Here is a 13,233-nt window from a genome sequence, read left to right on the forward strand (position 1 = left end):
AATACTTTTATGCGATGGCAGAAAGCCTCATTCTAGAGCCACGAAGGGGGCGAAGTTTTCCTCGTTCAGTCAACCCAAGACCACAGCGGTACGCTAGAAATAAAAAAGCCGTTCACCTTAAGTGAACGGCATTAGACCTTAGGTCCCTTTTTTAATATGCGTAAATAACATATTAGTTTGCGTGATTAGAAAACAAGTTATCAATAAGCTCATCTTCAAGTGCAAAGCGTGCTTCTAATGCCTCACCAATAACAGACAAGTCATCATCAAAACCCTTTAACAAGTCTTCTTTGTCTACTTCAGCGTACTTATCATTAAAATCTAACGCTATGTCGGTTGTACTGGAAATACGCGGGTAAATAGAGTTTGCAAGCTCTTGGCTCTGTAAGCCCTTTTTTTCACATGCTTTTGCTATATCGTCATACACTTCAAAATGGCCCGCAGATAGGTAATCCATTAAAAGTTGGCAAAATGATTCAATTAGTTTTGGCTCTGGCAATGCTTGATCTTGTTTTTCGTACGGCGTAAAACCTGCAATTTTGCAATAAAGTACAATAAGGTCTTGGCGTTCGTTTAGCCATTTATCAATTACTGTGTGGCTACCACCCCATTTTTGTTGAGCTTTTTCTACACGCGTCAGCATAACTGTTCTCCTAGCTGGGTTGGTCTTTCAATTAGAATATAATAAGTTTATGTACATCAAGATATATTTAATTTGCGCGTATATCAACAAGTAAAGTTGAGCTACTTTGAGGGGTGTACCTTTTTATATAATCTAAGGCGAGAGATTTTATTTTAGGCAAGAAAAAACCACCAGTTACGGTGGTCTAATTTCTTTCAGTGACTTGTTATAACAAGCTTTCTTATTTTTATGAGATGATTTTTATTGTTATTATTTTAAAACATTTATTTTTATTGTTTTAAGATTTTTATTATTGTTTTTGTTAACGCGGGACAAACAATAACAAGGTTTTTGTGATGTTGCAAACATATTAATAAAAAGTTTTAAATGTTATTCTTTTTTGCTTATTTTATAGTCAAAATGGATTAAAGCACTCCATTATATTGATCTGCCTCTAGGTAAAGCTGTTTTCGTCCCTAAGCAATAGAGGGTCGGAGAATATGGTGGTACAATCTTGCACAATTTATACAAGTCTTAGGATCATTTACGCCATGAGCGAATTAAAAAACGACCGTTATTTACGTGCACTTGCAAAACAACCTGTTGATGTAACTCCGGTATGGATGATGCGCCAAGCAGGACGCTATTTACCAGAGTATCGCGCTACACGTGCACAAGCGGGCGATTTTATGAGCCTGTGCCGTAATGCTGAGCTTGCATGTGAAGTAACACTGCAGCCATTACGTCGCTACCCGTTAGATGCCGCTATATTATTTAGTGATATTTTAACGATTCCAGATGCGATGGGTTTAGGTCTTTACTTTGAAACTGGCGAAGGCCCTAAGTTTGAACGTCCTATTTCATCACTTGCTGATGTTAAAAAAATTCCAAAGTTAGATCCTACAGACGAGCTTGGCTACGTAATGAACGCAGTAAGCACTATTCGTCGTGAACTTAAAGGTGAAGTACCGCTTATTGGTTTTTCTGGTTCACCTTGGACGCTAGCAACTTATATGGTTGAAGGCGGTAGCAGCAAAGTATTTGGTAAAATTAAAAAAATGGCGTTTGCAGAGCCGCAAACACTTCATTTATTACTAGATAAGTTAGCTGATTCAGTAATCGATTACTTAAATGCTCAAATTAAAGCTGGCGCGCAATCGCTAATGGTATTTGACTCATGGGGTGGTGTATTAAGCCCGCGCGATTACAACGAATTTTCACTGCAATATATGCATAAAATTGTAGATGGCTTAATTCGTGAATACGATGGTCGTAAAGTACCGGTTACTTTGTTCACTAAAAATGGTGGTCAATGGATTGAAGCTATTGCAGCAACAGGTTGTGATGCAATTGGTCTTGATTGGACTATTAATATTAGCGACGCTAAACGCCGTGTGGGTGATAAAGTAGCTCTACAAGGTAATATGGACCCATCTATGTTACACGGTACACCAGAGCGTATTCGCCAAGAAGTAGGCACTATTTTAGAAGACTTTGGTACAGGCAATGGCCACGTGTTTAACTTAGGCCACGGTATTACACCAGATGTAGACCCTGAAAATGCTGGTGTATTCATTAATGCAGTACATGAGCTAAGTGCTAAGTACCATAAGTAATAGCTACTTAAATAAACTTTAAAACTGTTTAAAAGTAAAAAACCCGCTAAGTTGCGGGTTTTTTGTTACCTATTTATAAAGGCTTTTAAAACTACTTATACCAATTCGCTTAATTAAGTGATCTATTTTGAGGGAAGAAAATCGTGTCGATAACAAGGCAAAAATTTCGTTATTTAGTGTTCTATATCAGAAATTTTTAACGTAGTTAACGTCAGATTTAACCCCTCAAATTGATTAAGTATTCTTGCGGATTGGTATTATTTAAGCAGTTATTTAAATAAGCGATTTAAACCATTTAATGCCGCAACACGGTAGGCTTCAGCCATGGTTGGGTAGTTAAATGTGGTATTTACAAAGTAGTCGATATTATTGCCACCATTTTTTTGTTCCATAATAGCTTGGCCAATGTGAACAATTTCAGATGCACGCTCGCCAAAACAATGTACGCCAAGTACTTCTTTGGTTTCAGTGTGGAATAATATTTTTAAACTACCTACTTCAGTACCCGCAATTTGCGCACGTGCCAAATGCTTAAACTGAGCACGGCCAACTTCATATGGTACTTTAGCGGCTGTAAGTTCTTGCTCTGTTTTACCTACTGAGCTCATTTCTGGGATGGTATAAATACCGGCCGGAATATCAACAATCAGTCTGTCGTCACAGTTACCACACGCAATTGCATCAGCAGCTATACGACCTTGGTCAAACGCAGCACTAGCAAGGCTTGGATAGCCAATTACATCACCTACGGCGTAAACGTTGTCAATTTCTGTTTGGTATGTTTCGTTAACTTTTAATTGGCCACGGCTATCGGCTTTTAAACCAATGGCTTCAAGGTTTAATGTATCTGTATTACCAGTACGGCCATTAGCAAATAAAATACAGTCAGCTTTTACGCGTTTGCCTGATTTTAAATGCATAATAACGCAGTCGTCACGGGTCTCTATTCGGTCAAACTCTTCGTTATGACGAATAACAATACCGCTGTTCCAAAAGTGATAGCTAAGCGCGTCAGATATTTCAGCATCCATAAAAGCAAGTAGTCGGTCGCGTGTATTAACTAAATCAACTTTAGCGCCTAAACCTTTAAATATAGAAGCGTACTCACAACCAATTACACCAGCGCCGTATATAAGTACGCGGTGAGGGTCGTGTTTAAGACCTAAAATAGTGTCGCTTTCGTAAATACGAGAATGCGTAAAATCTACCTCTGGTGGGCGATAAGGGCGCGAACCCGTTGCTATAACAATCGTTTTAGCAGTCAGTCGCTCAGTTGAACCATCATTTCTTTTTACTTCAATCGTGTGCTTATCTACAAAGCTCGCATCACCTTGAAACATATGAATGCGGTTACGATCGTAAAAGCTACTACGTAAATTAGATTGCTTAGAAATAACAGAACTTGCGTGACGTAAAATATCAGGAAATGTTAAGCGGCTAGGGCGCTCACCAACATTAAATAACGGATTTGCTTTGTATTCAATATAGCGGCTAACAGAGTGGCGAAGCGCTTTTGAAGGAATTGTTCCCCAATGTACACAACCGCCACCAACTGATTCTTGGCGTTCAATAACCGCTACTTTTTTGTCGTTTTTTGAAAGGTTCATGGCGGTACCTTCACCGCCAGGACCCGTGCCAATAATTATTGCATCATATTGGTATGTCACGGGTACTTTTTTTTGTTCTGGTTGTTTGGCCACAGCCACTCCTAAATTAATTAAAAGAGGCTTTTAATAACCTCGCATTAAGTGCTAGCCATGCCTGTTTTTGATTTTCCCAGGCGGCTTCCAACTCATGGTATTGTGCCATTAATGCTGAGCGTTCACACTGCTTTGCCATGTTATTTTTTTTAACTTCTAACACTTGTTTTTGTAGTGAACAATAATTTTGCAGTTTTTTCAGCAGTAAATCGTACTCTTGTTGTAATAATGTAATCTTATCTTGTGCTAAAGGCAATTTTGCAAGACGCGTTTGCGTTTTGCTCATTAGCGTTTCGGCCTTTGCTTTTTCGATACGTTCAACAGGTGTACGCTTTAGTTTATTGGCTAAACCAACAGCGGCTAAAGAGCGGATCATCCATTTTGTTGGATCGTAATGAAACCATTTAATACCGTTACGGTAGTCGCTTGCAAAAATATGGTGGAAGTTGTGATACCCCTCACCGTATGTAAATAACGCTAAAAAACCGTTATCGCGTGCCGTATTTTTTTCGGTGTATGGGCGAGAGCCCCAAATATGTGCAACCGAATTTATAAAAAAGGTAAAGTGTTGGCTTAGTACTAAGCGTAGTAAACCTGCAAGAATTAACATACCCCACACATCACCAACTAATAAACCAAGTGCAAGAGGCAAACCTACGTTCATAGCAAGTGCTAGTTTCAAGTAGTGCTTATGTTGCCACATAACGACTTTATTTCGTTGTAAATCACGACAATTACTATAGTCGTTGTAGCTATCGCCTTGGTAGTCACGTAACATCCAGCCGATATGGCTATACCAAAAACCATTGGTAGCCGCGTAAGGGTCTTTTATAGGGTCGTCAACTTGACCGTGATGTATACGGTGATCGCTACTCCAATGCAAAGCACTGTTTTGTAGTGCAAAAGCACCGCCAAGCGCAAAAATAAATTCAACAGCAGGGTGTGCGTTATAGGTTTTATGTGCCCATAATCGGTGGTAGCCGGCAGTAATTGATAAGCCTGCATAAAACATGCAGCCAACAAAAGCAATCCAATGCGCGCTGGTAAATCCGTAGCTAATGGCGTACCAAGGTACAAGTGTGGCAGCCGCCAAAAAGGTTAGGCTAAAAAATAGGACGTTTGTCCAAATAATCGGTGGTTTATTCATAATTCTCAATCTCAGCGTACAACTGTAAGCTAAAATAGTATTTCAAACTCTCGTCGTCAAGTATTAGACTGGACAATTGAGCTAATATCACTAAATATTCATATAAAATAATTCAGGGAGCTGTTGATGTCGGGTGTTAGAGCGCAACAGAAACAAAAAACACGACAGGCGCTAATTCAAGCGGCATTTAATCAGCTGAGTGCTGATCATAGTTTTTCGAATTTAAGTTTACGCGAAGTAGCACGAGAAGCTGGTATTGCCCCAACTTCTTTTTATCGTCATTTTAAAGACATGGATGAGCTAGGTTTAACCATGGTAGACGAAGCCGGTTTAACCCTTCGTCAACTAATGCGTCAAGCACGCAGACGAATAGCAAACGATGGCGGCAGTGTTATAAATACCTCAGTGGTTACTTTTATGGAGTTCATTGATAACTCAAGTAACCAATTTAGATTGCTACTGCGAGAACGCTCTGGGACTTCTAAAGCATTTAGAGCCGCTGTAGCCCGCGAGGTAAAACATTTTATTTTAGAGCTGGCTCATTATTTAGAAAGTGAAACTAAATGTAATGCTATGCATGCCTATATTCAGGCTGAATCTATGGTAACGCTCGTATTTAATGCGGGTGCAGAAGCGCTCGATATAGAAGGATTGCAACGCGACGAATTGATTGAGCGCGTTATTTGGCAGCTGCGTTATATTACTCGTGGAGCCGGGCATTACGTAAGAGAAACGAATAAAGAAGCATAGCTTGAAAAAATTGTAAAAAGTTAATATAAGCACGGTATATTGCAGTGCTTATTAATTTAAGCGTCACTAGTTACGTATTTGTTATTTTAATTCTCCATAGGTGCCTTATTTGAATTAAAAAACCCAATTGAATCGTTTTTAAATCTGTTTTGTGGAATTTTTATGCTTGCTTCCGTCGCTTTGTAATGTTAAAAATAGGCTTCACTGAACACACACACAAGAAAACAAGATGCATATTATTCGTTTAATTACACTAAAACTTAACCTCTTACTGCTATGGCAAGTAAGCGGGGATTAGTGTGTTTGCATCGAGTTGAACACTAAAAACCCCGCAATTGCGGGGTTTTTTTTATCTCGCGGCTGGGATTAATTGAAATTTGGGTAACATAGGAATGAGGGGCAGTTATGCAAGAGCAAGATAAAGTATGGATTTTTGATACCACCTTACGTGATGGCGAACAGGCGCTTAAAGCAAGCCTTACTGAAGATGATAAAATTCAATTAGCACATACAATTAGCCGCTTGAATGTGGATGTGATGGAAGTGGGTTTTCCGGTTTCGAGCCCTGCTGATTTTCGCTCGGTGCAACGTATTGCAACCGAAGTAAAAGGCCCGATTATTTGTGGTTTAGCACGCTCAGTTGCTAAAGACATTGAAGCCTGTGGCGAAGCACTTCGCACAGCTCAGCAAAGCCGTATTCATACTTTTATTGCTACAAGCCCTTTGCACCTTGAACATAAATTACGTATGAGCTTAGACGATGCAACGGCAATGGCTGTTAAATCAATTAAATTGGCACGTAACTATACTGATGATGTTGAGTTTTCGTGTGAAGATGCTGGTCGTACGCCGCATTGGGATTTATGTAAAATTGTTGAGCAGGCAATTAATGCCGGAGCTTCAACTATTAACTTGCCAGATACCGTTGGTTTTGTAACGCCAGACGAATACGCCGCGATGATCCGCCATTTAATGAATAACGTGCCAAATATTGATAAAGCGCGTTTAAGTGTGCATTGCCACAACGATTTAGGTTTAGCCGTAGCAAACTCGGTGGCTGCAGTGCAAGCCGGAGCACGTCAAATTGAGTGTACTATTAATGGCATTGGTGAGCGTGCTGGTAACTGCTCGCTTGAAGAAGTGGCGATGATCATGAAAATGCGCCACGACCACTTAAAAGTATACACAGATATTAAAAGTGAAGAAATTTATCGCGCCTCTCGTCAAGTGGCTAAAATTTGTAATATGCCAGTACAGCCAAATAAAGCGATTGTTGGCGAAAACGCCTTTGCACACAGCTCTGGCATTCACCAAGACGGTATATTAAAAGCGCAAAATACTTATGAGATTATGTCGCCAGAAAGCGTTGGTGTGCCAAGCAACCAATTAAATATGACTTCGCGTTCGGGTCGCCATGTTATTGAGCATCGCTTAGAAGAGTTAGGCTATCAAAAATCTGATTACGATATGGATGGCTTATATAAAAGCTTTATTGAGTTGGCTGACCAAAAAGGCACCGTATACGATTACGACCTTGAGGCCATGATTTACTTTAATCAAATTAACGACAAAGACGAAAAATACCAATTAGAATTTGTTAACTCAGCCTCTAACTCACAATCGGTAGCAAGCTCTACGATTGGAATGCGAATTGATGGCGAAGCTAAACAAGAAGCCGCGACGGGCAATGGCCCAGTAGAAGCCTCGTTTGCAGCTATTGAGCGCTTAACCGGAATGAGCGTTGAAATGATTGAATATAACTTAGAAGCGACAGGCCAAGGTGCAAGCTCATTAGGCCAAGTAAATATTATAGCTAAATACGATGGCCGACCTTACCACGGTGCGGGCATTGCAGCGGATGTGGTTGAAGCGTCGGTACGCGCCATGATCCGTGTTTATAACTTAATTTATCGTGCACAAAAAGTGTCTGATTTAAAACAACAAAGGAAAGCAGGATGAGTAAAACAAACTACAGCGTTGCAGTATTAGCTGGCGACGGTATTGGTCCAGAAGTCATGGCAGCAGCAGAGCAAGTACTTGATGCTGTAAGCAATAAGTTTGGTTTTACCCTAAACCGCGAGCATTATGCAATTGGCGGTGCAGCCATTGACGAATTTGGTAAAGCATTACCAGAGAGCACGCTTACTGCATGTGAAAACTCAGACGCTATTTTATTTGGTTCGGTAGGCGGTCCTAAATGGGAAAACTTACCACCAAACGAGCAGCCTGAGCGCGCATCGTTATTGCCGCTTCGTAAGCACTTTGGTTTGTTTTGTAATTTACGCCCTGCACAGTTATTACCTGCATTAAGTGCAGCGTCGCCACTTCGCGCTGATATCAGCGAAAAAGGTTTTGATATTCTATGTGTGCGCGAACTAACTGGCGGCATTTACTTTGGTGAAAAAGGCCGCAGTGGTGAAGGCGCAGAAGAGTTTGCATTTGATACGCAAACATACTCACGAAAAGAAATTGAACGTATTGCACGCTTTGCTTTTGAAGCTGCAAAACTACGTAGTAACCATGTTACCTCTGTTGATAAAGCCAATGTATTAGCATCAAGCGTATTATGGCGCGAAGTAGTAACCGAAGTAAGCAAAGACTACCCAGAAGTAAGCTTAGATTACATTTACGTAGATAACGCCGCTATGCAGTTAGTTAAGCAGCCTAGCCAATTTGATGTATTACTTTGCGATAACTTATTTGGCGATATTTTGTCAGATGAGTGCGCCATGATCACAGGCTCAATGGGCTTATTACCATCGGCAAGCTTGAATCAATCGGGTTTTGGATTGTACGAGCCAGCAGGCGGTTCAGCACCAGATATTGCAGGTAAAGGCGTTGCAAACCCAATAGCACAAATTTTAAGTGCCGCATTAATGCTACGTTACTCGCTAGGGCAAGACGAAGCTGCACGCACCATTGAAAAAGCAGTAGCAGAAGCCGTAGAAGCAGGCGTTGGCACACCAGATATATATCCAAATGCAGGTTACAGCACAAGCGATGTGGCAGCAGCCATCGTTTCACGCATTTAATAACATATTAAAGTTGCAGCACCGTTATGCTGCAACTCAAACAGATTAGGGAATTAGCAAGTGGCCCAAACGTTATACGAAAAAATTTGGCAATCACATACCGTTGCCAGCATAAACGAGCAAACCGACTTACTTTATATTGACCGCCATTTAGTGCATGAAGTTACTTCTCCGCAGGCTTTTGCAGGTCTACGTGAAAAAAACCGTACTGTACGTTGCCCAGAAAAAACCTTTGCAACGATGGATCACAACGTATCGACTAAGAGCCGATCACTTGATGCGGCAAGCGAAGTATCTAAAAACCAATTAATGGCGCTTGATAAAAACTGTAAAGAGTTTGGTATTGTGCTTTACGATTTAAACTCAATTAACCAAGGCATTGTGCACGTAATGGGTCCAGAGCAGGGTATTACTTTGCCAGGTACAACCATTGTATGTGGCGATAGCCATACCTCTACGCATGGTGCGTTTGGGGCATTAGCGCATGGTATTGGTACGTCTGAAGTTGAGCACGTATTAGCAACGCAAACGCTACAGCAAAAAAAGGCGAAATCGTTAAAAATTCAAATTAACGGTGTATTGCGTCCAACGGTTACGGCTAAAGATTTAATTATGGCGGTAATTGGCAAGTTAGGTACCGCTGGTGGCACAGGTTATGTAGCTGAGTTTTGTGGTGCAGGCATTGAAGCGCTTTCAATGGAAGCCCGTATGACGCTATGTAATATGAGCATAGAAATGGGTGCAAAAGCGGGTTTAATTGCTTCTGACCAAATTACTTATGATTACTTAAAAGGTCGTCCGTTTGCACCAAAAGGCGCAGATTTTGATGCAGCCGTTGAATATTGGGAAACATTAAAAACGGATGAAGGCGCACACTTTGATTTAGTTGTTGAGCTAAATGCCGACGACATTCAGCCACAAATTACCTGGGGCACAAGCCCAGAGCAAGTAATTGGTGTTGATGAGTGCATACCCGATCCAGACCAAGAACCAGATTTAATTAAAGCCGATGCTATTCGCAGCGCGCTTAAGTACATGGATTTAAAAGCGGGTGATAAATTATCAAGCGCGAAAGTAGACACGGTATTTATTGGCTCATGTACAAATAGCCGCATTGAAGATTTACGCGCAGCTGCAAAAATTGTTGAAGGCAAACATGTGGTAGCCGGCATTGAAGCGTTAATTGTACCGGGCTCTGGCTTAGTTAAAAAACAAGCCGAAGACGAAGGCTTAGCCGATATTTTTAAAGCCGCTGGCTTTGAATGGCGCGAACCAGGTTGTTCTATGTGTTTAGCGATGAACGATGACCGCCTAGGAGCAGGCAAGCGTTGTGCATCTACTTCTAACCGTAACTTTGAGGGTCGCCAAGGTCGTGGCGGGCGTACCCATTTAGTTAGCCCTGCAATGGCGGCAGCCGCTGCAATACATGGTCACTTTGTTGATATTAGAGGAGAAGCCTAATGAGTGTATTTTTTAGTGGCTTAATGGCCCCACTTGATAAAAACAATGTAGATACTGACCAAATTATCCCTAAGCAGTTTTTAACATCAACTAGCCGCGAAGGCTTTGATGCTGCATTGTTTTATGATTGGCGTTACCTAGATAACGACGAGCCAAACCCTGACTTTATTTTAAATCGCCCGTGTTACCAAGGCGCGCAAATATTATTAACGCGCGACAACTTTGGTTGTGGCTCATCTCGTGAGCATGCTCCTTGGGCGCTGAAGCAATATGGTTTTGAAGTTATTTTGGCTGAAAGCTTTGCAGATATTTTCTTTAATAACTGTGGTAACAACCAAATGTTAGCCATAGCGTTACCTGCCGATACGCTTGAGCAATTGTTTGTACTTAGCGAGCAGCACGACGATATTAACATTGAAATCGATCTTGAAAATCAAACACTAACAAGCAGTAAGTTTGCACCAATTAGTTTTGATATTAGTAAAGAGGTAAAAGAGCGCTTATTAAGTGGCTTAGATTTTATTGGTGTAACCGAAACGCTAAACCCACAAATTGATGCGTTTGAAAAACAACTAGCGACTGAGCGTTCTTGGCAGTAATTGCTTAACCGTGTGTATTAAAAATCACGTATTAAAAAGCACGGCAATTGCCGTGCTTTTTTGTGGGTAAATATGAGATGTGGTAGCTAAAGGTTAATGCCTAAAGTCAGCCATTAACGCCGGTATACCAGGTAACATACCTATAATTGCCATTACAGTGGTAAGTAACACAAACATAATAAGTGGAATCACCCAGCGGCTCATTTTAGTTAACTCAGCGCTGCGCTCTTTACAGCCAATCAGCCCTAAGTTATCAAGTAACATAGTAAGCGACCAACCAAAAGCAGGATTAACCAAGGTCGAAGCAAACACCACAATAGCGGCTGATTGCGTCGTTTTACCTTCGCGCGTCATTTCCATGCCAGCTTCAAGTAGCGGGATAAATACCCCAACAATAAGCGCTACACACAATACAGGCTGCCAAATTGCTAAATCCATAGGGTAACCCCATAAACCAGCAATAATACAAAATAATGCCGTTAAAATAGCGCCAGCAGGGATAGGGCGTTTAGCAATAGCGGCAGGCACAATATAAGTACCCCAAGAGGACGCAAAGTTAGCACCACCAGCAAGTGAGCCAAATGTTTGTCTAACCGATGCACTTAGCATGGTATCGTCGATATCCATTTGTACTTTTTCGGTGCGTTGCGGATAGCTTATTTTTTGAAATACTTGATGGCCTAAAAAATCAGGAGACCACATAGCAACGGCGAGCACTGCAAATGGGAGTACAACAACAAAGCTTTCAAGCGTTGGTAAACCTAGCATCCAACCCGTGTTTTCGCCCCACCAGTAAGCTGGGTTCATATTTGGTAAACCCGGTGCAGTATGAAACTCAAACGGTGCGCCTAAGGCAAAGGCAACCACGCCACCAATAAGGCAACTTAACGGCACGGCTAACCAACGCTTTTTAAAGTGCTCTAATAGCGCATACAATAAAATGGTGGCTAAAATAACAATAAACGCAATGTGTGCCATATCAATGGCTTCAGCCCAAGCAAACAGCTTTTTAACTTGCGAAATAGTACCAATAAAGCCTAAATAAATAAGTAGCCCGCCACATACACCTTTACTGGTTAGGCGCGCGAGCATACTTCCTCCCTTGGTTATGGCTAAAATAAAACCAAAGGCACCAATGAGTAAACCAAACGCCATAGGGTGACCGCCAGCAGCAACAACAATAGGGATTAGTGGAATAAGCGGGCCGTGAGTACCAGCCAAGTTGGCTGTTGGTAAAATAAAGCCTGAGAATAAGATGATAAAAATAGAAACAATGAGTAATTCATAACGTACATTTTCTAAAACAAACGCATCGCTTAAGCCAAGAGGCGCCGCAAATGTTGCCGCAATAGCACCCACCATAACGACTTTACCAATAGTGCCCGCCATTGCAGGAATGGTGTCTTCAAATTCAAATCGGTAATCTCTAAACGGTAAATTAGGACGCCAGCGCTTAGGCTGCATAATTTGTAATTCATGTTCGAGATACTCGTCGCGAGTATTAAACTCTGAACTCGGCTTGTGAAGTTGCTCGTAGCTTTGAGCATCCTTGTGCGTGTTTGATGGTGCATCACCGGGTGGTGTAGTTTGCATGCGCTCTCCTGCAACATTGTTGCTTAATCAAATAAATACGGCTTTTGTTAAAGCAAATGAATATTGAACATGCAGGGTAAATCAGCTCTTAGGCTGGGATGTATAGGCAAAAGGTCGTGCATGGTTGTTTTTAATACAGTTAATCTGACAATCAGCTTTACGTTAAAAATTATAAAACTACATAAAATTATTTAAAGTTATTATAAATCAATGGCTTGTTTTTTATTTTAAAGAGTTTGATTACTGTTTATAACGGGAAATAGTGTTAATGGCAGGTTATTATCCTTTAGTCTTAGTGGCTGTTATAAGTAGCTCTTATAGAGTTGGTTCAGGTTGAGTGATATATAGATCTGTAGGGTAAAGTTTTGATCCGGCAGATATAAAATTTATTCCACGATAAAGTGCGCCTCTATAGCTGGTACATTAAATTTAATTCAAGTGATTGATTTCAACATTAATTTAAAATTGACAAAATGCGCGTTAGTGTGGTATTTGCAAAGGGTAAGGTTAACCTATATAATAGCAACTATAAACAGATAGTTTTTATCTTAATCAATAGATCCCATATAACTTTATTAGCAAAGGAGGTGCATACTAACAGTAACGCAGATAACCCCATTCGATTTTGAGCTAACCACCTACAAGCACAGCTACCTTCAAACTAAAATAAATAATACACATTAAGTCTAACCTTAATGTGGGTTTAGTTGTGC

The 13,233-nt window shown here is 40.9% G+C and carries 10 protein-coding genes; 6 read left to right on the forward strand and 4 right to left on the reverse strand.

Annotation, left to right across the window (positions count from 1 at the left end):
* Positions 1-172: 172 nt before the first annotated feature.
* Positions 173-643 carry an Rsd/AlgQ family anti-sigma factor gene (locus CXF64_RS17225; RefSeq protein WP_007582240.1) on the reverse strand — a complete coding sequence of 157 codons (471 nt, stop codon included), beginning with the start codon at positions 641-643 and terminating at the stop codon, positions 173-175.
* Positions 644-1,173: 530 nt separating this feature from the next.
* Between CXF64_RS17225 and hemE the strand changes: the two genes are divergently transcribed.
* On the forward strand, positions 1,174-2,238 hold the full coding sequence (gene hemE / locus CXF64_RS17230; protein ID WP_002961084.1) for a uroporphyrinogen decarboxylase: 1,065 nt from the start codon (positions 1,174-1,176) through the stop codon (positions 2,236-2,238).
* Between the two features lie 269 nt (positions 2,239-2,507).
* Here the strand turns inward: hemE and sthA are convergent, their stop codons facing one another.
* Together sthA and CXF64_RS17240 are read right to left on the reverse strand one after the other, a co-directional pair.
* Entirely contained in the window at positions 2,508-3,938 is a 1,431-nt protein-coding gene (gene sthA / locus CXF64_RS17235) for a Si-specific NAD(P)(+) transhydrogenase (protein ID WP_033040546.1), read from the reverse strand.
* Between the two features lie 13 nt (positions 3,939-3,951).
* Positions 3,952-5,085 (reverse strand): acyl-CoA desaturase, encoded by a 1,134-nt coding sequence (locus CXF64_RS17240; protein WP_007582235.1) that lies wholly within the window; start codon positions 5,083-5,085, stop codon positions 3,952-3,954.
* A gap of 126 nt (positions 5,086-5,211) precedes the next feature.
* Between CXF64_RS17240 and fabR the strand changes: the two genes are divergently transcribed.
* From fabR to leuD, 5 genes are all read left to right on the forward strand, one after another.
* Complete coding sequence (fabR, locus tag CXF64_RS17245) at positions 5,212-5,835, forward strand: HTH-type transcriptional repressor FabR (protein WP_010555448.1); 624 nt, start codon at positions 5,212-5,214, stop codon at positions 5,833-5,835.
* A gap of 405 nt (positions 5,836-6,240) precedes the next feature.
* On the forward strand, positions 6,241-7,794 hold the full coding sequence (gene leuA / locus CXF64_RS17250; RefSeq protein ID WP_101217609.1) for a 2-isopropylmalate synthase: 1,554 nt from the start codon (positions 6,241-6,243) through the stop codon (positions 7,792-7,794).
* Positions 7,791-8,867 carry a 3-isopropylmalate dehydrogenase gene (gene leuB, locus CXF64_RS17255; protein ID WP_007582207.1) on the forward strand — a complete coding sequence of 359 codons (1,077 nt, stop codon included), beginning with the start codon at positions 7,791-7,793 and terminating at the stop codon, positions 8,865-8,867. The genes leuA and leuB overlap by 4 nt, the downstream gene beginning before the upstream one ends.
* A 60-nt stretch (positions 8,868-8,927) precedes the next feature.
* Positions 8,928-10,328 carry a 3-isopropylmalate dehydratase large subunit gene (gene leuC, locus CXF64_RS17260; RefSeq protein WP_101217610.1) on the forward strand — a complete coding sequence of 467 codons (1,401 nt, stop codon included), beginning with the start codon at positions 8,928-8,930 and terminating at the stop codon, positions 10,326-10,328.
* Positions 10,328-10,927 carry a 3-isopropylmalate dehydratase small subunit gene (gene leuD, locus CXF64_RS17265; RefSeq protein ID WP_010555450.1) on the forward strand — a complete coding sequence of 200 codons (600 nt, stop codon included), beginning with the start codon at positions 10,328-10,330 and terminating at the stop codon, positions 10,925-10,927. The genes leuC and leuD overlap by 1 nt, the downstream gene beginning before the upstream one ends.
* Positions 10,928-11,020: 93 nt before the next feature.
* Here the strand turns inward: leuD and CXF64_RS17270 are convergent, their stop codons facing one another.
* Positions 11,021-12,520, reverse strand: coding sequence for a DUF3360 family protein (locus tag CXF64_RS17270; RefSeq protein ID WP_101217611.1), 1,500 nt, complete (start codon positions 12,518-12,520; stop codon positions 11,021-11,023).
* Positions 12,521-13,233 lie beyond the last annotated feature (713 nt).

The organism is Pseudoalteromonas sp. GutCa3, from assembly GCF_002836155.1.
Classification (GTDB): domain Bacteria; phylum Pseudomonadota; class Gammaproteobacteria; order Enterobacterales; family Alteromonadaceae; genus Pseudoalteromonas; species Pseudoalteromonas arctica.